Genomic DNA, 18,824 nt, shown 5'->3' on the forward strand with positions numbered 1-18,824 from the left:
GCTCACTCTTTAGCCGGCTCGCGGGCCAGGCGGTCGATTTCTTCGCGGAATTCGTCGAGGTCCTGGAAGCGCCGGTACACCGAAGCGAAACGGATATAGGCGACTTCATCGAGCTTGCGCAGCTCGGCCATCACCAGCTCACCGACCACCAGCGACTTCACCTCACGCTCGCCGGTGGCGCGCAGGCGGCTCTTGATATGCGCCAGCGCCGCCTCCAGGCGTTCAACGCTGACCGGGCGCTTTTCCAGCGCGCGCTGCATGCCTGCACGCAGCTTGTCTTCGTCGAAGGGCTGGCGGGTACCGTCCTGCTTGATCAGCCGGGGCAGTACCAATTCGGCGGTTTCGAAGGTGGTGAAGCGCTCACCGCAGGCGACGCATTCGCGACGGCGGCGCACTTGCTCGCCCTCGGCGACCAGGCGCGAGTCGATGACCTTGGTGTCGTTGGCACCGCAAAACGGACAGTGCATGGTGGCAGGCAACAAAAAAAGGGAGGGCCATGGTAGCGCATCCCACTGGCAAGACAAGCCAAAGGGGTTAACATCCATAGAATTCTGCCCGTGAAGGACTACCCCATGCATCTTCGAGCGCTCGCCGTGCTGTGCTGCGCCGCCTTGCTCACTGCCTGCGGCAGTGACCGGCCCAAGACTGAACAAGCCCCCGCGCCAGTACCTGCCAAGGTGGCGAAAAAAGCCCAGCCGCTCGGCCCCTTGCCGGCCTACCAGCGCGAGCTGAGCGGGACCTTGATGGCTATCCCTGCTGGCGCGGACGTGGAGCTGGCACTGCTGGTGATCGACGAGCGCGGCCGCCCGCAACAGTTGCTGGCCAGCAGCACCCTGACGGGTACCGGCCAGGCCTTGCCCTACCAGCTGCGTTTCAACCCTGAGGCCTTCCCGGCCGGCGCCAGGGTGGAACTGCGCGGCCGCGCCAGCAACTCCGGGCAGTTGATCCTGCACCTGCCACCGGTGCGCATCACGCAAGCGCAAACCCAGGCCACCGGCCCGCTGCAGTTCGAAAAGGCACCGTAAGTGGCGCCACTTGCCCTGCAACAGGCCCTCAGCGGCCTGATTGGTGAAGCGCGCCTGGTGGTCAGTGAACTGCCGGAATGCGCACTCAAGCTGTGGCTGATCGACGACCAGAACATGGACCGCGCCTTCAGCATGGAAGAAACCCGGCGCATTCTCGAGGACCCGCCGTACTGGAGCTTCTGCTGGGCCAGCGGCCTGGCCATGGCCCGTTACCTGGCCGCACACCCCGAGTGGGTAGCCGGCAAACGCGTGCTGGACTTTGGCGCAGGCTCGGGCATTGCCGGGATTGCCGCTGCCCGGGCCGGGGCAACCGAAGTGGTGGCCTGCGACCTCGACCCGTTGGCGCTGCAAGCCTGCCAGGCCAATGCCTTGCTCAATGGCGTGGAGCTCGGCTACAGCAGTGATTTTTTCGCCGAGGCAGACCGCTTCGACCTGATCCTGGTCGCCGACGTGCTCTACGACCGCGCCAACCTGCCGCTGCTCGATGCCTTCCTGGGCCGTGGTCGCCAGGCCCTGGTGGCCGACTCGCGGGTGCGCGACTTCAGCCACCCGCTGTACCGGCAACTGGGCGTGCTCGATGCGCTGACCCTGCCGGACCTGGCCGAGCCGCACGAATTCCGCCGGGTCAGCCTGTACCACGCCAGCCGCGAGCCTTTATAGTGGTGCGATTCACGGTTTTGCGAGAGTCGCGATGAGCCAAGCTCCTAGTAAAGATCTGCCGTACATCTTCGATGCCACCGATGCCAACTTCCAGCAACTGGTCATCGAGAACTCCTTCCACAAGCCGGTCCTGGTGGACTTCTGGGCCGAATGGTGCGCGCCGTGCAAGGCGCTGATGCCGCTGCTGGCGAAGATCACCGAGGAATATCAGGGCGAGCTGCTGCTGGCCAAGATCAACTGCGACGTGGAGCAGCAGGTGGTCGCCCAGTTCGGCATTCGCAGCCTGCCGACCGTGGTGCTGTTCAAGGACGGCCAACCGGTCGATGGCTTTGCCGGTGCGCAGCCGGAGTCGGGCATCCGCGCCATGCTCGAACCGCACGTGCAAATGCCTGCCGCCCCAGCCGCTTCGCCACTGGAGCAGGCCAAGGCGCTGTTCGCCGAAAGCCGTTTTGCCGAGGCCGAAGCCTTGCTGCAGGTGCTGCTGGGTGAAGACAACAGCAATGCCGAGGCGCTGATCTTGTATGCCCGCTGCCTGGCAGAGCGTGGCGAACTGGGTGAAGCCCAGGTCGTACTGGATGCGGTGAAGACCGACGAGCACAAGGCGGCGCTGGCCGGTGCCAAGGCTCAGCTGACGTTCCTGCGCCAGGCTGAGAGCCTGCCGGAAGTGGCCGACCTGAAAAGCCGCCTGGCGCAGAACCCGCAGGATGACGAAGCGGCCTACCAGCTGAGCATTCAGCAACTGGCGCGCCAGCAGTATGAAGCGGCGCTGGATGGGCTGTTGAAACTGTTCCAGCGTAACCGGGCGTATGAGAACGGGTTGCCGCAAAAGGCGCTGCTGCAAGTGTTCGAGCTGCTAGGTAGCGACCATCCGTTGGTAGGTGTTTACCGCCGCCGGCTGTCTTCGGCCCTGTTCTGACCCTCGCATCAGGCGAGGGCTCCGCCCTCGTTCGCGGGGCAAGCCCGCTCCCACAGGTACCGCGCTGTTCTCAGGTCTACGGTCAACCTGTGGGCTTGCCCCGCGAAGAGGCCCGGACAGGCCAGCAACTTTATCCGACCCAGTGATACACCGGCGCATCCGCGCCACTCTCTACCTTCACCTCACTGCTGTGCCGCAACCGCACCAGCAACCGCTTGCCGGCCGCAGTACTGCCCGCCAGCCCTTCCAGCCGGTCCAGCAATTCTGGCCCGTTCATCTGCCCCGCCGCGCGCAGCACCTCACGCGCTGCGGTCCACTGCCCGTCATCCTGACGCGGCGCTGCCGGCATGGCCGTCGACGTAGCTTCTGCAACTACGGGCGCTTCCAGCTGCCGCCCCAACTGTGCCCACTCCGCCGGCTCCAGCTCGAGGGTCAGGTCCACCGGCCAGTTGCCGATCTGTCCACGTATTCTCACGATGTTTTCCTTGCACGCAGGTCAATAGAGCCATGCTACATCAACATGAAACCTGCGCCACGCAGGCTGGCGGCCAAGAGAAAAGTTGTTATAACATTACCAAATCATCCCCAGCCCGCTCCTGGAGTCGTCCATGCGTCGCCTGCTGCTCGCCCTGCCTTTCGCTCTGCTGCCCCTGGCCGTTGCCCATGCCCACGACGACCATGATCACGACCACGCCCATGGCACGCTCGGTGCCCATGAGCATGGCGTGGCCAAGCTCAACGCCGTGCTCGATGGCAATACGCTGGAGCTGGAGCTGGACAGCCCGGCAATGAACCTGGTCGGCTTCGAGCACGCGGCCAGTACTGATGCCGACAAGGCCAAGGTCGCTGCCGTGCGCCAGCAGCTCGAACAACCGCTGAAACTGTTTGGCCTGGCGGCGGCGGCAGGCTGCAAGGAAGACGCTCAGGAGCTTGAGAGCCCGCTGTTCGGGGATGCGGTAAAGGATGACGACGGCGATGAGCACGAGCACACCCACCCGCACAGCGACATCGGTGCCCATTATCAGCTGAACTGCTCGGCACCTGAGAAACTCACCCAGCTCGACCTTGCGCCGCTGTTCAAGGCTTTTCCCGCCACACAGAAAATCAACGTGCAGCTGATCGGCCCCAACGGCCAGAAAGGCGTGGAAACCTCGCCCGCCAAAGCGATGGTCGCGTTCTGAATGAGCCTGCCGTTGATCGAACTGCAGGACGTGGTGTTCGCCTGGCCCAACCAGCTCACACTGCTGGACATCCCGGCGTTTCGCCTGGATGCCGGTGAGGCGTTGTTCCTCAAAGGCCCCAGCGGCAGCGGCAAGACCACCTTGCTGGGCTTGTTGGGCGGGGTCCATTTGCCTGGCCAGGGGCGTATCCGGTTGCTCGGCCAGGACCTCGCTGCGTTGGGCCAAGGCGCCCGGGACCGCTTCCGGGTGGACCACACCGGCTATATCTTCCAGCAGTTCAACCTGCTGCCGTTTCTTTCGGTGCGCGAAAATGTCGAGCTGCCCTGCCGCTTCTCGCGCAGCCGCGCCGAACGTGCGCGCCAGCGTCACGGCAGTGTCGACCAGGCCGCCACCGAGCTGCTGGCGCACCTGGGCCTGGACCACCCGGCCATGCTTGCGCGGCGCGCTGACAGCCTGTCGATCGGCCAGCAGCAGCGCGTGGCTGCGGCCCGCGCGCTGATCGGCCAGCCCGAACTGGTGATCGCCGACGAGCCAACCTCGGCACTGGACGCCGACACCCGCGAAGCGTTCATCCGCCTGCTGTTCACCGAGTGTCGGGCGGCTGGCTCCAGCCTGTTGTTCGTCAGCCATGACCAGAGCCTGGCGCCGCTGTTCGACCGCCACCTTTCACTGGCCGAACTCAACCGCGCCGCCAAGCCCCGGGAGGCCTGATGTACCTGCTTCGTCTTGCCCTGGCCAGCCTGGCCAACCGTCGCTTCACCGCCTTTCTTACCGCGTTCGCCATCGCCCTGTCGGTGTGCCTGCTGCTGGCCGTAGAGCGCGTGCGTACCGAAGCCCGCGCCAGCTTCGCCAGCACCATCAGCGGTACCGACCTGATCGTCGGCGCCCGCTCAGGTTCGGTGAACCTGCTGTTGTATTCGGTGTTCCGCATCGGCAACGCCACCAACAACATTCGCTGGGACAGCTACCAGCATTACGCCCAGGACCCGCGGGTGAAGTGGGCTATTCCTATTTCGCTAGGCGACTCGCACCGCGGCTACCGGGTGATGGGCACCACCGGCGACTATTTCAGCCACTATCGATATGGGCGCAGGCAGCACCTGGCGCTGAGCCAAGGCCGTGAGTTTGCCGACGACCCGTTCGAAGTGGTGCTTGGCGCAGAAGTCGCCGAGGCCTTGCACTACAAGCTGGGCGACAAGCTGGTGCTGGCACATGGCGTAGCAGCGATCAGCCTGGTCAAGCACGACGACAAACCCTTCACCGTGGTCGGCGTGCTGAAACGCACCGGCACGCCGGTCGACCGCACCTTGCACATCAGCCTGGCAGGCATGGAGGCGATCCATATCGACTGGCACAACGGCGTGCCGGCCCGTGGCGCCGGGCGCATCAGTGCCGATCAGGCGCGTGGCATGGACCTGCAGCCCGCTGCGATCACCGCATTCATGCTCGGCTTGAACAACAAGATCGCCACCTTCAGCCTGCAGCGCGAGATCAACGAATACCGCAACGAACCGCTGCTGGCGATTTTGCCGGGGGTGGCACTGCAGGAGCTGTGGAGCCTGATGGGCACTGCCGAACAGGCGCTGTTCGTGGTCTCGCTGTTCGTCGTGCTGACCGGCCTGATCGGCATGCTCACGGCGATCCTCACCAGCCTCAACGAGCGTCGCCGGGAGATGGCGATCTTGCGCTCGGTGGGTGCCCGGCCATGGCACATTGCTGGGTTGCTGGTGCTTGAAGCACTGGCGCTGGCGGCTGCCGGGATCGTAGCCGGGCTTGGCCTGCTATACGCCGGTATCGCCCTTGCCCAAGGTTACGTGCAGGCCAACTACGGGTTGTACCTGCCATTGGCCTGGCCCAGCGCGCACGAGTGGACGTTGCTGGCTATCATCCTCGGCGCAGCGCTGCTGATGGGCAGCGTGCCGGCCTGGCGCGCCTACCGGCAGTCGCTGGCTGATGGCTTGTCGATTCACCTCTGAGAAAACGCCATGCTCCGCGCGCTGTTTTTAACCCTGCTGATGTTCGCCGCCCATACCTGGGCGGCGGAACCCCGCGAACTCGACTGGCCCGCGCTGATCCCGGAAGGGGCGCCGGTCATCCCGCCGCAGCTGGCACCGCTGCATGACATGTCGCAGCTGAGCAACGCACTGTCTGCCGAATCGGCGCCACCAGCCCGCCAGCAAGCGCCGGATGCGCCCGTGGTCAAAGGCCTGGATGGCCAGCAGATCAAGCTGCCTGGCTACATCGTGCCGCTGGAAGTCAGCGAAGAAGGCCGCACCACCGAATTTCTGCTGGTGCCTTACTACGGCGCCTGCATCCATGTGCCACCCCCGCCCTCCAACCAGATCGTGCATATTTTCAGCGAGATGGGCGTTCGCGTCGAAGACCTCTACCAGCCCTACTGGATCGAAGGAAAGCTGCAGGTTAGAGCCTCCAGCAGCGAACTGGCCGACGCTGGGTACCAGATGGAAGCCGAGAAAATATACGTTTATGACTTGAAGTGAGAACTGTTTCGAATTCGTGAACGCAGTTCTTTGAGCTGGGTCAAACAATCGGTTTAGACGGCTCCGTACCATTGGACTACTCGATTGATAACGTCCTTTGGGAGCTTCCATGAACAAGTCCTTGCTCGGCGCCTCGCTTGTGGCCCTTGCGCTCGTCGCCCCTGCCGCCCACGCCTATCAGGCGGGGGATATGATCCTGCGCGCAGGCGCTATCACCACCGCCCCAAACGAAAGCAGCGGCGACCTGAAGTTCGACGGCAACAAGGTGTCGGGCACCAAGGCAACCCTGGACAGCGACACCCAGTTGGGCCTGACCTTCGCCTACATGCTCACCGACCACATCGGCCTTGAGCTGCTGGCCGCCACGCCGTTCCAGCACACCGTTGGCGTCAAAGGCCTGGGCGGCGGCCTGGACGGCAAGCTGGCCGACATCAAGCAACTGCCACCGACCCTGTCGCTGCAGTACTACCCGATGGCGCCGAACTCGCGCTTCCAGCCTTACGCGGGTATCGGCATCAACTACACCCTGTTCTTCGATGAAGACCTGAGCAGCGCGCGCAAGCAACAGGGCTTCAGCAACCTCAAGCTGCAGGACTCGGTGGGTATCGCCGGCCAGTTGGGCATGGACTACATGCTGACCGACAACCTGCTGGTCAACGCCTCGGTCTGGTACGTCGACATCGACACCAAGGCCAGCGTCGACGGCCCGAGCGCGCTGGGTTACAGCAAGACCAAGGTCAATGTGGAAGTCGACCCGTGGGTCTACATGGTCGGCCTTGGCTACAAGTTCTGACCACTGCGAGACAGGGCGGCCGAGGCCGCCCTTTCTGTTTGCAGCCACAGCCAGTAACCCAGCGCCAGCGCGCTGAACGACATCCCCAGCGCACACACTGCGCCCCAGCCCCAACGGGTATACATCCAGCTCGCCAGCACCGCGCCAAGCCCGCTGCCAATCGCATAACTGCACATGTAGGCGCCGATCAACCGGCTGGCCAGCTCGCTCCGCCCGGCCAACAACAGGCTCTGGTTGGTGACGTGCACCGCCTGCACGGCGAAGTCCAGCATCAGCACACCCAGGGTGAAAGCCATCAACGATTGCCCGACGAAGGCTGTCGGCAGCCATGACAGCGTCAGCAGTGCCAGCGCCAGGCCCGTGGTGCGCTCTCCCAACCCCTGATCAGCCAAACGCCCTGCGCGCGACGCCGCCAACGTACCGGCAATGCCTGCCAGGCCGAACAGGCCGATTTCGCTGTGGCTCAACGCCAAAGGTGCGGCCCCCAGGGGCAAGACCATGCTGCTCCACAGCACGCTGAACGCGGCAAAGATCAACAGGCCGAACAGGCCGCGCCGGCGCAGCAAGCGGTCCTGCCGGTACAGGCTGAACAGCGAGCCGATCAGCGCCAGGTAACCTGATCGATGCTGCGGGCGGCGCCCTGGTGGCAAGCAAAGGCAGAGCACAACGGCCATCAGCAACAGCAACCCCGCCGCCACGAAGTAGACGCTGCGCCAACCCGCCACATCGGCAAGCGCACCGGACACCAGGCGCGCCAGCAGAATGCCCAGCACGACACCGCTGGTGACCGTACCCACGGCCTGCCCCTGGCGGGCGGGTGAGGCAAGGACCGCGACATACGCCACCATCACCTGCACCATCACCGCCATCAGCCCGACCACGGCCAAAGCGGCAAGCATTACCGCCCAGTTCTGCGCCAGGCCAACGGCGGCCAGCGCCAGCGCCGCGACCAGCAACTGGCCCAATACCAGGCGCTTGCGGTCGAACAAGTCACCGAGCGGCACGATCAGCATCAGCCCCAGCGCGTAACCCGCCTGGGTGGCACCGACAACCCAGCCAATCCGTGCCTGAGGCACGCCCAGGTCGGCCGCGATCGACTCGAGCAAAGGTTGGGCGAAATAGACCGTGGCCACGGCCATGGCGCAGGTGGCGGCGAGCAGCAGGGTTATCCCGCGGGTCAGCACATCGTTCATCGGCTCAGCTCCAGCGCTTCTGGTTTCAAATTGAAACCACATGCTGGCTATTTAGCAAATGTGGTTTTAATCTGCAACCAGATGATCACCAAAGGTTGCACCCGATGCTCGATGACGTGAACGCTCAATGTCCTGTAGCGCGGGCCCTGGAAGTATTGGGCGACCGTTGGGCGCTGATGATCCTGCGCGATGCCTTCGACGGCCTGCGCCGCTTCAGTGAATTTCAAAAGAACCTGGGGCTGGCGAAGAACATCCTCGCAACGCGGCTCAAGCTTTTGCTGGAAAGCGGCCTGCTGCAGCTGCAGCCAGCATCAGATGGCAGTGCCTACAAGGAATATGTGCTCACCGACAAAGGGCGGTCGGTGTTTCCGATCGTGGTGGGGCTGCGGCAGTGGGGGGAGCGGTTTTTGTTCGAGGCGGGGGAGGCGCGCTCGGAGCTACTCGACAGCGCCAGCGGCAAGCCGATCGAGACGCTGCTGGTACGGGCGCAGGATGGCCGGGTTGTGGGGCCGGAAGACTGCCGGAGACGGGTGATCAGCCACGGCTGAGCAGTACCGTCTTTGCGGGCGAGCCCGCTACTGCAGAGGCCCTGGTTTCAGGCCTTGCCGAGCAAGTGTGCCAGCCCTTCGACCATCGATGTCGGCTGCGGGAAATCGAATCGCGTCAGCAGACGCTGGTTATCCGCCCGGGAGTGGCGAATGTCACCCGAACGAGCCTCGCCATAGCTGACAGGCGGCAAGCTGCCGACCACCTTTTCCAACGCCTTGAGCAACTGGTTCAGCGAAGTCGCCTGGTTCAGGCCGATATTCACCGCGCCCTCCTCCACTTGCGGCTGCTCCAGCGCCTGCACCATCACCTGCACCAGGTCGCCCACATACAGGAAGTCACGGGTTTGCTCGCCGTCGCCGAACACCGTGATCGGCAACCCTTGGGTGGCCCGCTCACTGAAAATGCTGATCACCCCGGAGTACGGGGACGAAGGGTCCTGGCGCGGCCCGAAGATGTTGAAGAAGCGGAACACCACCGGCTCCAGCCCATGCTGACGGCGGTAGAAGTCCAGGTATTGCTCGCTGGCCAGCTTGTCCACCGCATAGGGCGTCAAGGGCGCCTTGGGCGTGTCCTCGGCAATTGACTGGCCTTCGCCGTTGTTGCCGTATACCGCCGCACTGGAGGCAAACAGCACCCGGCGCACGCCCTGCAGGCGCATGGCTTCGCAGACATTGAGGGTGCCGATGAAGTTGCTCTGGTGGGTCTTCACCGGGTCTTCCACCGAGGCCTGCACAGAAGCCACTGCAGCCAGATGCACGACGGCGCGGCAACCGGTTGCGGCGCGCTGAACCAGCGCGGCATCGGCGACATCACCCTCGATCAGTTCAAGGCGCGGGTTGCCCAGTTGCAGGTTGTCGCGCTTGCCGGTGGAGAGGTCGTCGAGCACGCGCACGGCGTAGCCTTTGGCCAGCAACGCATCGCACAGGTGGGAGCCAATGAAGCCGGCGCCGCCGGTGATCAGGATGGGGGCATCAGCCATGGCGGTAGAATCGGTCCAGTAGAGGCGGCAGGCCAGCGCGCCAGGCACGCGGCTTGATGCCGAAGGTGTGAAGTATTTTTTTGCAGGCCAGCACCGCGTTCTGCGGCTCTTCGCTGGCATCCGGGCGAGCGGCATGCGCCTGCGCGGTCGGCGCCTGCACCGCCAGCTGGCGATGCTGCCCGGCCTCGGTGAGGATCGCCTGGCCCAGCGCCAGCGGCGTGGTCGCTTCGTTGCCGGCGTAGTGGTAGGTGCCCCATAGCGGCGCTGTGCAGTCGAGCTGCTTGAGCACCGACAGGATCACCCGCGCAGCATCGTCGACCGGCGTTGGATTGCCGCGGCGATCATCAGCCAGCAGCAGTTCCTGCGGCTGCTCGGCGCGCGTCAGGAAGCGGCCCAGGGCACCGTCGATGCTCTCGTCCAGCAACCAGCCGAAACGCAGCAGCACATGCTGCGGGCACGCCGCACGCACGCTCTGTTCGATGCGCCACAACGCCTGGCCACGCAGGCCCAACGGTACCGGTTCGTCCTTTTCGCTGTAGGCCGTGGCCCGCGAACCATCGAACACCCGGTAACTGGAAGGCTGCACGAGGGTGATCTGGTGGTGCTGGCACAGCTCCGCCAGCCGCTCAACCGCCCGCTCCTGCTGAGCCAGGCGCTGCTCGCTGACCGACTCGGCCTGGAACCAGTCGAAGTAGTAAGCCAGGTTGACCAGGGCATCGGGCCGGTGATCGTCAAGCAGCTGGGTCAGGTTGGCCGGCGTCCAGCCATCTTCCGGCGGGCGCGGCGCCAGGAATGCGATGTCCTCCTCGGCCCCGAGACGAATCAGCGCTTGCCCGAGGGCATTGCCACCACCCAACAGCATCAGGCGCATACGCATAGAGTCAGCAGATCCGAACAGGTTGATGAGGGAAAGGGGCCATTTTGCGGTTTCCTGCCCGGGAAGTCCAACACAGGGCCCAAAACCCAATGAACAAGCGCGCAAGGTAAATCTATCGACTACCCTGCTGCATCAACGCTCTCACGTTGCTGCTCGATTCGGGCAACCCACTTGGCGAAGGGCTGCACAAACTGTCCTCCGAGAGAGCACCCTGCACGTGCAAACCGGCACCCAACAGCGCATTAAATGGCAATTCGACGAGCCTGCCCCGGGCAGAGAGCTGTTCATCGACGAACACTTCGCGAGCTATCGGCAACAGGCCCGGTTGCTGGTACCTGATACCGAGCGCTCAGCGCCGGTATTCGTGCTGGGTGGCGCGCGTTCGGACTTTACCCGGCTCAACCCTCTGCTCTATCGCCTGCAAGCCGCTGGCATCGGGTCGCTCACGGGCAATCTTTCTGGTCACAGCCCCGCCAGCGAGCCAGGCGCAGTGGCCCCGTCACTGGTTACCAACCTCGAAGAGGCCCAGCGCTTCCACGCGCACATCGCACCTCGATGCAGAACGTTGATAGGCCACAGCCTGGGCGCGGCAATCACGCTGAAACTTGCGGCACGGTTGCCTCAAGTGGACAGCATCGTACTGATCTGCCCGGCAGTCTATCCAGATGATGCCCACCAAGCGCCGTTTGGCCCGGCATTCACTGCCGCCATCAGCAAGCCCTACGGCTTTCTGGACAGCGACAGCTACGCCTTCCTCAAGCAGTTCCAGGGCAGAGTGCTGATGGTGATTGGCGAGTACGACGGGCTCAACTCACAACGCTACGGCAAAGGGCCGGGCACCAGCGCAGGTAACCTGTGGCTGGGCGGCACCGAACGCTACAGCCCGATCCCTGAAGAAGTCACCCAAGCGTTGATGAGCGCCGTACCGGCGGCGCGTTTGCAGTGCCTGTTTCTTACAGACTGCGACCACGGCATCGCCGCCCACCTGCGCAGCACGCCAGCCATCGCGGACCAGGTTGCCAAGGCGGTTGAAATGTTCATCCTCGACGGCGGCTGATGCGCTGAGCATCACTCGATTTCGAACAGCCCGTTACTGAGCGGCCCCACGCTCAACCGCTCGCGCACATCGTCATCGATCCGCGGATCATCCGGTCGGTAGAGTTTGACCTGCCGGTAGGCGTTGATGCGGTTGATCTCCTCCCCCAGAAACTCCCACACCACGCGTGTGCAGGCCGGGTTGCGCCGGTCGCCGCTGGAGACGCCGGTCTTCAGGCCATTCAAGCGGGTGATGCGGCTTTTGAAGCTGGGGATGAGGATGGTCTGGCTCATCTCGTTCAAGGTCAGCGACTCGTAGTCGATGAGGAACATCCGGTCCTGCAGCTGGAACGCCGCGCCGAGGTAGCGGCAGCGTACCTCGGCATGCTGATCGGTGGCGCTGGAGCGTTCCTGGCGCTCCTGACGCTCGAACAGGAAGCGGCCACGCTCTTCGCGCAGGTGCACCAGCGACACCAGGATGGTGCCGGGTACCGACATGCAATTGGAGTATTCGAAGTAATAGCCGCAGTAGCGCGACAGGTTGCCGGCATGCTCGTGCAGCGGGCGGAACAGATCGCTGATGGGGTCGCTGGGCTGGTCGCTTACCGTCGACACACGTGCGCCAATCAGGCGGGCGAACTGCTCGGGCGGCAAATTCAGCTCGTAATCCTCGACCCCGAAGAAATCGCCGATGCGCTTGAGGTTGAACGCCGTCGGACGGCTCTGCCCGCTCAAGTACTTGTTGAACTGGGCGCGGTTGATCGACAGCTGGCGGCAAACTTCGGAGATAGAGCGGTAGTGGCTGCAGGCCAGTTTGAGGTTGGTAGCGAAATGATCGCTCATGTTCAGAATCCAGGTGACGCGAATGGCGCAAGTGTAGCATCAAGTCGCATCAAGTCAGAGCAACCCGCGAAATTGTAACCACTCTTGTCATGGCCAACCATGCGCCCAACGATAGCGGTGCGCCTGCCGGCCGCTGGTCTTTTCACACAAAGAATAAGAATCGAGGTCATTTTCCAATGCTCGAAGTACTCAACGATTTCCTTTCGGGGAAGCTCCTCATCGTGTTGATCGTCGGTCTCGGCGGTTACTTCACCATCCGCTCGCGATTCGTCCAGTTCCGCCATTTCGGCCACATGTTCGGTGTGTTCAAGGAATCGCTGCGTGGCCAGGCAGGCCAGCTGAGCTCCTTCCAGGCCCTGATGCTGAGCCTTGCCGGCCGCGTTGGCGCCGGTAACATCGCCGGCGTCGGCATCGCCGTCACCCTGGGCGGCCCAGGCGCGGTGTTCTGGATGTGGGTCACTGCCCTGGTCGGCATGGCCAGCAGCTTCTTCGAATGCACGCTTGCCCAGGTCTACAAACGCGCCGACGGCGACGGCCTGTACCGTGGTGGCCCGGCCTATTACATGCAGCATGGCCTGAAGCGCAAGAACATGGCCATCGTGTTCTCGATCCTGCTGCTGGTCACCTATGGCTTCGCCTTCATTGGCCTGCAGTCGTACACCGTGACCCACTCGCTGCAGAACGCCTTTGCCTTCGACCCCAAGCACACCGGTATCGTCCTGGCCGTGCTGCTGGCCATCACCTTCCTCGGCGGCATCAAGCGCATCGCCGCCGTGTCGGACCTGCTGGTACCGGTCAAGACCTTGGCCTACATCGGCGTGACCCTGTACGTGATCGGCACGCAGATCGAGCACGTGCCAGCCATGCTGGAAACCATCTTCAAGAGCGCCTTCGGCCTTGACCCGGCGTTCGGCGGCCTGCTCGGCAGCGCCATCGTCATGGGCGTGAAGCGTGGCGTATTCGCCAACGAAGCGGGCCTGGGCAGTGCACCTAACGTGGCGGCCGTGGCGGCCGTGAAGCACCCGGGCGCGCAAGGCGTGGTCCAGGCGTTCAGCGTGTTCCTCGACACCTTCGTGATCTGCACCTGCACCGCGCTGCTGATCCTGCTGTCGGGCTTCTACACCCCGGGCTTCGAAGGGGATGGCATCGTCCTGACCCAGAACTCCCTGGCCGCAGTGGTCGGTGACTGGGGCCGCCTGTTCGTCAGCGTCGCGCTGTCGCTGTTCGTCTTCACCTGCATCCTCTACAACTACTACCTGGGCGAAAACAGCCTGCAGTTCCTCACCCGCAACCGCGCTGTACTGATGGTGTTCCGCGGCCTGGTGCTGGCACTGGTGGTGTGGGGCTCGATGCAGGACCTGTCGACCGTGTTCGCCTTCGCCGACATCACCATGACCTGCCTGGCCTTCGTCAACCTGGTGGCCCTGGCCCTGCTGTTCAAGGTCGGCCTGCGGGTGATGCGCGACTACGATGATCAGCGCAAGGCGGGTATCAAGCAGCCCGTGTTCGATTCGGCCAAGTTCACCGACCTGGACCTGGACCGCAATGCCTGGCCTGCCAATCCTCAGGCCGAAACAGCCGCTGACAAAGCCGTGGGCCAAGCCCAGCCGCAGCGCTGATATCCTGCCCTGCCCAGCCGCCCCGTCAGTGGGCGGCTGCTTTCTATCCGCTCACCGCTACGGATGCTTTCCATGCGTGCAGTCAAGAATCTCCTCGTCCTCTATACCGGGGGCACCATCGGCATGCTCGAAACCGCCGAAGGCCTGGCACCGGCCGGTGGCTTCGACGCGCGGATGCGCGAACACTTTGCCCAGCTGAGCGATGCACCCCAGGTGCAATGGACGCTGCAGGAACTGAACCCGTTGCTCGACAGCGCCAACATGCAGCAGCACAACTGGCTGGCCATGCGCGATGCCATTGTGGCTGCGGTAGAGGTTGGCGGGCATGACGGCGTGCTGGTACTGCATGGCACCGATACCCTGGCGTACAGCGCCGCGGCGTTGGCGTTGCTGTTGCTGGGGTTGCCGGTGCCGGTGCTGCTGACCGGTTCGATGCTGCCGGCAGGCGCACCGGGCAGCGACGCCTGGGACAACCTGTGCGGCGCCCTGCGCCAGTTCGAGCAGGGCCTGGAGGACGGCGTGCAGCTGTACTTCCACGGCCAGCTGCTGCACGGCTGCCGCGCCTCGAAGCTGCGCAGCGAAGCGTTCGATGCGTTTGCCGCTTTGCCGCGCCACCGTGAAGGCGAGCGGGCGACCCAGGTACCTGCCGCCCTCGGTTATCGTCAGCAGCGCCAGCCAGTCAACCTTGCCGTGATGCCAGTATTCCCCGGCTTGCACGCCGAGCACCTGCGCGCACTGCTCGACACTGGCGTGCAAGGGCTGCTGCTGGAATGCTACGGCAGCGGCACCGGGCCGTCGGACGACCAAGCCTTGCTCGACGTGCTGCGCGCGGCACGCGAGCGTGGCGTGTTGCTGGTTGCCATCAGCCAGTGCCCGGAGGGTTCGGTGGTGTTCGATACCTATGCAGCGGGCAACCGCCTGCGCGGCGCTGGCCTGGTCAGTGGCGGCGGCATGACCCGTGAAGCGGCGTTGGCCAAGATGTTTGCGCTGCTGGGCGCCGGGCTGGATGCAGAGGCCGCAGAACAGTGGTTTGCCTTGGACCTGTGCGGCGAGCGGGCCTGAATTCTGCCAGTTGCGGCCCTATCGCCGGCAAGCCGGCTCCTACAGGGACGGCGCTGGCCTGAAGTGCTGCCTGACACCGGTGGGAGCCGGCTTGCCGGCGATAGGCCAGCACCGTCACAGAAATTGGCGGAAGGCAGCGGGAGTCGAACCTGCCCGGGAACGGCTGCCGTCCCCAACCGGGTTTGAAGCCCGGCCGCGCCACCGGGCGCGATTGCCTTCCTTGAACTCAGGGCCTGGCCTGCTGCTGGGCCAGCGCGCTGTCGGCGCGGATGTGACGCTGATCGGCGACCCTGCGGGTCAGGCCGATACGGTCGAAGTATTCGAGAATCTGCACACTGCGTTTACGACCGATGCCCAACATATCGCGAAACGCAGCCACCTGCACTATCGGCGTTTCACTCGCTTGCGCCAGCAGCAGCTCTGCCATGCGCTGTAGCGTCGTCTCAGGGTAGAACAGGTCGCGCACTACCTGATGCACAACGCCGAGCCTGGCCAACTTGCGCAGCAGCAGGCGCACATCCGCTTCGGCACATTGCGCTTCGCTGGCCAGCGTCCTGACCCAGGGCGGGTCGAATTGCCCTTCCTGCAAGCTTGGCTGCAGCTGTGCCCATAACGCGCTGTCGGCTTCGCTCAACTGCACCTTGTGGCCAGGCAGGTGCAGCCACGGCCCACTGCTGGCAATCGTAGCTTCGCCGAGCATCTCATCCAGCAGGCTGACGAATGCTGGGCGCTCCATCGGCAAGGCGGCGAAGCGGCGCAGGCGGTCACGGTCCGGGCCCAGCTGATCGGGCTCTTGCTGGTGAAACAGCGCCAGTTGCTCCAGCACCTGTTGTTTCAGGGCCTGCCACTGGGATTTGGTGAACAACAACTGCCCCTGCCGTGTGGCAACCACCAGCACGTGCGCCGGTAACTGCCAGGTTTCACGCAGGCGGTTGAACTGGCGCTCCAGGCGCTGCGGGTCGAGCCCGCCTGGCGCGGTGGCAAGCAATGCCATCAACGCCTGCTCCAGGTTTTGGGTATCGCGCAGTACCTGCAACTGGCGCAGGCGCGGCTCACTGCGGCGATGCCGGCTCGGCGCGAACGGGTCGAGCACCGTGCCGCCGCCGAGGGTGCGCTGGGCACGCTGGTCGCGCAGCACCAGGCGATCACCGTGTACGGTTTGTAGCGGGGCGTTGAGCAACAACTGGGCGAACATGCGCTGCCCTGCCACCAGCCGCTCGCCTTCGAGCAACGCCACCCGGGCGGTGACATCCTGGGTGCCCAGGTGCACATGGACGGCGCTGAAGTGCTCGAAAGGCCGGGGCTCGCTCGCCAGCAGATGCAGCTCGATATCGACCCGCACACTGGGCGCGTGCAACCACTCAGGCAGCAACCAGTCGCCACGGTGCACCTGCTCCACCGCCAGGCGCTCGGCGGCGATATTCAGCGCCACTCGCTGCCCCGCCTCCGCCACCAGCGCCGCCTGGTTCTGCGCGTGCAGGCCGCGTACCCGCACCGGTTTGCCGGCCTTGCCCAACAGCAGTGTGTCACCGGCGCTGACCCGCCCCGCCAGCGCGGTGCCGGTAACGACCACGCCGGCCCCGGTCACGGCAAACGCGCGGTCCACTGCCAAGCGGAAACCACCGCGCGAACTGCGCTGCTGCACGTGCGCGTCAGCCTCGAGCAGTGCCTGGCGCAAGGCATCGACCCCCTCGCCGGTGACGCTCGACAGGGTCAGCTGCAGCGCATCAGCGTAAGGCCCTGGCGCCAACAGCTCGGCAACCTGCGCCTGCACTTCAGCCACCCGCGCCGGCGCTACCCGGTCGCATTTGCTGATTGCCACCAGCGCCTGAGGAATGCCCAACAGCTCGATGATCGCCAGGTGCTCGCGGGTCTGTGGCATGACCCCATCGTCTGCCGCTACCACCAGCAACACCACGTCGATGCCGTGGGCGCCCGCCAGCATGTTGTGGATAAACCGCTCATGGCCCGGCACATCGATGAAGCCGGTCAGTGGCGCACCTTCGGCCAGGGCTGCATAGCGATAACCCAGGTCGATGGTCATGCCACGCTCGCGCTCCTCCTGACGCTGGTCGCCGGCCTGCCCGGTCAGGGCCAGGAGCAACGCGGTCTTGCCATGGTCGATGTGGCCGGCGGTACCAACGATCACTGCACTGGCCCCAGCCGCAAGGCGGGCAGCTGCGCCAGCCATTGGGCTTCGTCGTCCAGCTGCCGGAGGTCGAGCCATAGCGCGTCATCGTCGATGCGCCCGAGTACCGGCACCGGCAGCTCGCGCAAGGCGCGCTCCAGCACATGCAGGCTGCGCCCGCGCAGCTTCTTCGATACCTGCGGGCGCAGGCACAGCGCGGCGCTGGGCAAGCGGGCTACCGGCTGGCTGCCGCTGCCGATCATGCCTAGCGCCGGCTCCACACTGACCGCCCATTGCCCATCGAGACGGGCTTTGAGTACGGGTGCCAGGCGCTCGGCCTGGGCCTGGATCTCGGCCTGGCTGCGGGTCAGCAGGCGCAGGCTTGGCAAGCGCTCGGCCAGCCGATCGGGGTTGCGGTACAGCGCCAGCACCGCTTCGAGTGCGGCGAGGGTGATCTTGTCGACACGCAGTGCACGTTTGAGCGGGTTCTTCTTGATTCTGGCAATCAGCGCCTTGCGGCCGACGATGATCCCGGCCTGCGGGCCGCCCAGCAGCTTGTCACCGCTGAAGGTCACGATGTCGGCACCATCAGCCAGGGCCTGGCGCACGGTCGGCTCGGCGGGCAGGCCCCAGCGGGTAAGGTCGAGCAAGCTGCCGCTGCCCAGGTCTTCGAGCAGCGGCAGTTCATGTTGATGGGCGATGCGTGCCAGCTCGGCAGTGGGTACCTGGGTGGTGAACCCCTGGATGCTGTAATTGCTGCAATGCACCCGCATCAACAACCCAGTGCGGGGGCCGATGGCGGCTTCGTAGTCACGGGCGTGGGTGCGGTTGGTGGTGCCGATTTCGTGCAGTTTCACACCGGCGCGGGCCATGATGTCGGGGATGCGGAAGGCGCCGCCGATCTCGATCAGTTCGCCGCGCGAGATGATGCCTTCTTTCCGTGCGCCCAGGCTGTTGAGCGCCAGCAGAACGGCGGCGGCGTTGTTGTTGACCACGGTGACGGCTTCGGCGCCGGTGAGCTCACGGATCAGGCCTTCGATCAGGTCGTCACGGTCACCGCGCTTGCCGGTCGCCAGATCGAACTCCAGGTTGAGCGGGTAGCGGGCGGCGGCCTGCATGGCTTCGATGGCCTCCTCCGGCAACAGCGCGCGGCCGAGGTTGGTGTGCAATACGGTGCCGGTGAGGTTGAACACGCGACGCACCTGGCTGCGTTGCTGGATGGCCAGGCGCTCGCCGGTGCGGCCAAGCAATACTTCGGCGGCCAGTTCGGCGCTGCTGAGTTGGCCCAGGCGGGTGGGTTGGCGCAGGTCGTCGAGCAGCTGGCGCAGGGTGGCGAGCACGGCGTCACGGCCGTGGCGGTCGATCAGCGGGAGGCAGGCCGGGTGGCGCAGGAGGGTGTCGATGGAAGGCAGGCGCGGGTTGTTATCGGCGAGGCTTGAAGACATCAGGTACGACCTTATCCA

20 protein-coding genes and 1 tRNA gene are annotated in these 18,824 nt (G+C 64.8%); 12 read left to right on the forward strand and 9 right to left on the reverse strand.

Annotation, left to right across the window (positions count from 1 at the left end):
• Nucleotides 1-2: 2 nt before the first annotated feature.
• The gene (nrdR, locus tag ACNQPL_RS20500; protein ID WP_016393425.1) at nucleotides 3-467 is read right to left on the reverse strand and encodes a transcriptional regulator NrdR; all 465 of its coding nucleotides are present in this window, start codon (nucleotides 465-467) and stop codon (nucleotides 3-5) included.
• Nucleotides 468-572: 105 nt separating this feature from the next.
• On the opposite strand from nrdR, the gene ACNQPL_RS20505 reads away from it, so the two are divergent.
• Genes ACNQPL_RS20505 through trxA form a run of 3 tightly spaced genes read left to right on the forward strand, consistent with a single transcriptional unit; the run spans nucleotide 573 to nucleotide 2,601 of the window.
• Nucleotides 573-1,025: a YbaY family lipoprotein gene (locus ACNQPL_RS20505; protein ID WP_416467738.1), complete on the forward strand. Its 453-nt coding sequence runs from the start codon at nucleotides 573-575 to the stop codon at nucleotides 1,023-1,025.
• Nucleotides 1,026-1,685, forward strand: a complete 660-nt coding sequence (locus ACNQPL_RS20510; protein ID WP_416467740.1) for a class I SAM-dependent methyltransferase — start codon at nucleotides 1,026-1,028, stop codon at nucleotides 1,683-1,685.
• 31 nt (nucleotides 1,686-1,716) lie between these two features.
• On the forward strand, nucleotides 1,717-2,601 hold the full coding sequence (gene trxA, locus ACNQPL_RS20515) for a thioredoxin (protein WP_346614661.1): 885 nt from the start codon (nucleotides 1,717-1,719) through the stop codon (nucleotides 2,599-2,601).
• Nucleotides 2,602-2,731: 130 nt separating this feature from the next.
• Here trxA and ACNQPL_RS20520 read toward each other — a convergent pair whose 3' ends face one another.
• Nucleotides 2,732-3,076, reverse strand: a complete 345-nt coding sequence (locus ACNQPL_RS20520) for a hypothetical protein (protein ID WP_416467742.1) — start codon at nucleotides 3,074-3,076, stop codon at nucleotides 2,732-2,734.
• A gap of 133 nt (nucleotides 3,077-3,209) precedes the next feature.
• On the opposite strand from ACNQPL_RS20520, the gene ACNQPL_RS20525 reads away from it, so the two are divergent.
• The 5 genes from ACNQPL_RS20525 (at nucleotide 3,210) to ACNQPL_RS20545 (ending at nucleotide 7,076) form a co-directional block, all read left to right on the forward strand.
• Nucleotides 3,210-3,782, forward strand: a complete 573-nt coding sequence (locus ACNQPL_RS20525; RefSeq protein ID WP_346614663.1) for a DUF2796 domain-containing protein — start codon at nucleotides 3,210-3,212, stop codon at nucleotides 3,780-3,782.
• A complete protein-coding gene (locus ACNQPL_RS20530) occupies nucleotides 3,783-4,493 on the forward strand; it encodes an ATP-binding cassette domain-containing protein (RefSeq protein WP_416467743.1) in 711 nt (236 codons plus the stop codon). It abuts the gene before it with no gap.
• A complete protein-coding gene (locus tag ACNQPL_RS20535; protein ID WP_416467744.1) occupies nucleotides 4,493-5,758 on the forward strand; it encodes an ABC transporter permease in 1,266 nt (421 codons plus the stop codon). Before ACNQPL_RS20530 ends, ACNQPL_RS20535 begins: the two co-directional genes overlap by 1 nt.
• Before the next feature lie 9 nt (nucleotides 5,759-5,767).
• Nucleotides 5,768-6,283, forward strand: coding sequence for a DUF3299 domain-containing protein (locus ACNQPL_RS20540; protein WP_416467745.1), 516 nt, complete (start codon nucleotides 5,768-5,770; stop codon nucleotides 6,281-6,283).
• A gap of 109 nt (nucleotides 6,284-6,392) precedes the next feature.
• Entirely contained in the window at nucleotides 6,393-7,076 is a 684-nt protein-coding gene (locus tag ACNQPL_RS20545) for an OmpW/AlkL family protein (protein WP_346614667.1), read from the forward strand.
• Here ACNQPL_RS20545 and ACNQPL_RS20550 read toward each other — a convergent pair.
• Nucleotides 7,064-8,269 carry an MFS transporter gene (locus ACNQPL_RS20550; RefSeq protein WP_416467746.1) on the reverse strand — a complete coding sequence of 402 codons (1,206 nt, stop codon included), beginning with the start codon at nucleotides 8,267-8,269 and terminating at the stop codon, nucleotides 7,064-7,066. The two genes, ACNQPL_RS20545 and ACNQPL_RS20550, sit on opposite strands and share 13 nt — an antisense overlap.
• Nucleotides 8,270-8,373: 104 nt before the next feature.
• Between ACNQPL_RS20550 and ACNQPL_RS20555 the strand changes: the two genes are divergently transcribed.
• The gene (locus tag ACNQPL_RS20555) at nucleotides 8,374-8,817 is read left to right on the forward strand and encodes a winged helix-turn-helix transcriptional regulator (RefSeq protein ID WP_416467747.1); all 444 of its coding nucleotides are present in this window, start codon (nucleotides 8,374-8,376) and stop codon (nucleotides 8,815-8,817) included.
• Nucleotides 8,818-8,864: 47 nt separating this feature from the next.
• On the opposite strand, the gene ACNQPL_RS20560 is transcribed toward ACNQPL_RS20555, so the two are convergent.
• Both ACNQPL_RS20560 and ACNQPL_RS20565 read right to left on the reverse strand, forming a co-directional pair.
• The gene (locus tag ACNQPL_RS20560; RefSeq protein ID WP_346614670.1) at nucleotides 8,865-9,797 is read right to left on the reverse strand and encodes an NAD-dependent epimerase/dehydratase family protein; all 933 of its coding nucleotides are present in this window, start codon (nucleotides 9,795-9,797) and stop codon (nucleotides 8,865-8,867) included.
• On the reverse strand, nucleotides 9,790-10,674 hold the full coding sequence (locus ACNQPL_RS20565; protein ID WP_346614671.1) for a sugar nucleotide-binding protein: 885 nt from the start codon (nucleotides 10,672-10,674) through the stop codon (nucleotides 9,790-9,792). The genes ACNQPL_RS20560 and ACNQPL_RS20565 overlap by 8 nt, the downstream gene beginning before the upstream one ends.
• A gap of 211 nt (nucleotides 10,675-10,885) precedes the next feature.
• On the opposite strand from ACNQPL_RS20565, the gene ACNQPL_RS20570 reads away from it, so the two are divergent.
• Nucleotides 10,886-11,731, forward strand: a complete 846-nt coding sequence (locus ACNQPL_RS20570) for an alpha/beta hydrolase (RefSeq protein WP_416467764.1) — start codon at nucleotides 10,886-10,888, stop codon at nucleotides 11,729-11,731.
• Between the two features lie 11 nt (nucleotides 11,732-11,742).
• Here the strand turns inward: ACNQPL_RS20570 and ACNQPL_RS20575 are convergent, their stop codons facing one another.
• On the reverse strand, nucleotides 11,743-12,552 hold the full coding sequence (locus ACNQPL_RS20575; protein WP_416467748.1) for a helix-turn-helix domain-containing protein: 810 nt from the start codon (nucleotides 12,550-12,552) through the stop codon (nucleotides 11,743-11,745).
• Between the two features lie 176 nt (nucleotides 12,553-12,728).
• Here ACNQPL_RS20575 and ACNQPL_RS20580 point away from each other — a divergent pair, with 176 nt between their 5' ends.
• Together ACNQPL_RS20580 and ACNQPL_RS20585 are read left to right on the forward strand one after the other, a co-directional pair.
• On the forward strand, nucleotides 12,729-14,171 hold the full coding sequence (locus ACNQPL_RS20580; protein WP_346614675.1) for an alanine/glycine:cation symporter family protein: 1,443 nt from the start codon (nucleotides 12,729-12,731) through the stop codon (nucleotides 14,169-14,171).
• Nucleotides 14,172-14,243: 72 nt separating this feature from the next.
• Nucleotides 14,244-15,233, forward strand: coding sequence for an asparaginase (locus ACNQPL_RS20585; protein ID WP_416467750.1), 990 nt, complete (start codon nucleotides 14,244-14,246; stop codon nucleotides 15,231-15,233).
• A gap of 124 nt (nucleotides 15,234-15,357) precedes the next feature.
• Here the strand turns inward: ACNQPL_RS20585 and ACNQPL_RS20590 are convergent.
• From ACNQPL_RS20590 to selA, 3 genes are all read right to left on the reverse strand, one after another.
• Nucleotides 15,358-15,453 (reverse strand) — tRNA-Sec (locus tag ACNQPL_RS20590).
• 6 nt (nucleotides 15,454-15,459) lie between these two features.
• On the reverse strand, nucleotides 15,460-17,382 hold the full coding sequence (gene selB, locus ACNQPL_RS20595) for a selenocysteine-specific translation elongation factor (RefSeq protein ID WP_416467765.1): 1,923 nt from the start codon (nucleotides 17,380-17,382) through the stop codon (nucleotides 15,460-15,462).
• A complete protein-coding gene (selA, locus tag ACNQPL_RS20600) occupies nucleotides 17,379-18,806 on the reverse strand; it encodes an L-seryl-tRNA(Sec) selenium transferase (RefSeq protein WP_346614677.1) in 1,428 nt (475 codons plus the stop codon). The genes selB and selA overlap by 4 nt, the downstream gene beginning before the upstream one ends.
• Between the last annotated feature and the right edge of the window lie 18 nt (nucleotides 18,807-18,824).

The sequence above is a fragment of the Pseudomonas sp. LFS044 genome (assembly GCF_047978245.1).
In the GTDB taxonomy this organism is placed as follows: Bacteria; Pseudomonadota; Gammaproteobacteria; order Pseudomonadales; family Pseudomonadaceae; genus Aquipseudomonas.

Coding starts and splice junctions, on each gene's coding strand:
- nrdR (WP_016393425.1), bottom strand. CDS start 467: ATGCACTGTCCGTTTTGCGGTGCCAACGACACCAAGGTCATCGACTCG.
- selA (WP_346614677.1), bottom strand. CDS start 18,806: ATGTCTTCAAGCCTCGCCGATAACAACCCGCGCCTGCCTTCCATCGAC.
- ACNQPL_RS20565 (WP_346614671.1), bottom strand. CDS start 10,674: ATGCGTATGCGCCTGATGCTGTTGGGTGGTGGCAATGCCCTCGGGCAA.
- ACNQPL_RS20530 (WP_416467743.1), top strand. CDS start 3,783: ATGAGCCTGCCGTTGATCGAACTGCAGGACGTGGTGTTCGCCTGGCCC.
- trxA (WP_346614661.1), top strand. CDS start 1,717: ATGAGCCAAGCTCCTAGTAAAGATCTGCCGTACATCTTCGATGCCACC.
- ACNQPL_RS20540 (WP_416467745.1), top strand. CDS start 5,768: ATGCTCCGCGCGCTGTTTTTAACCCTGCTGATGTTCGCCGCCCATACC.
- ACNQPL_RS20505 (WP_416467738.1), top strand. CDS start 573: ATGCATCTTCGAGCGCTCGCCGTGCTGTGCTGCGCCGCCTTGCTCACT.
- ACNQPL_RS20575 (WP_416467748.1), bottom strand. CDS start 12,552: ATGAGCGATCATTTCGCTACCAACCTCAAACTGGCCTGCAGCCACTAC.
- ACNQPL_RS20580 (WP_346614675.1), top strand. CDS start 12,729: ATGCTCGAAGTACTCAACGATTTCCTTTCGGGGAAGCTCCTCATCGTG.
- ACNQPL_RS20535 (WP_416467744.1), top strand. CDS start 4,493: ATGTACCTGCTTCGTCTTGCCCTGGCCAGCCTGGCCAACCGTCGCTTC.
- ACNQPL_RS20560 (WP_346614670.1), bottom strand. CDS start 9,797: ATGGCTGATGCCCCCATCCTGATCACCGGCGGCGCCGGCTTCATTGGC.
- ACNQPL_RS20525 (WP_346614663.1), top strand. CDS start 3,210: ATGCGTCGCCTGCTGCTCGCCCTGCCTTTCGCTCTGCTGCCCCTGGCC.
- ACNQPL_RS20545 (WP_346614667.1), top strand. CDS start 6,393: ATGAACAAGTCCTTGCTCGGCGCCTCGCTTGTGGCCCTTGCGCTCGTC.
- ACNQPL_RS20550 (WP_416467746.1), bottom strand. CDS start 8,269: ATGAACGATGTGCTGACCCGCGGGATAACCCTGCTGCTCGCCGCCACC.
- ACNQPL_RS20585 (WP_416467750.1), top strand. CDS start 14,244: ATGCGTGCAGTCAAGAATCTCCTCGTCCTCTATACCGGGGGCACCATC.
- ACNQPL_RS20555 (WP_416467747.1), top strand. CDS start 8,374: ATGCTCGATGACGTGAACGCTCAATGTCCTGTAGCGCGGGCCCTGGAA.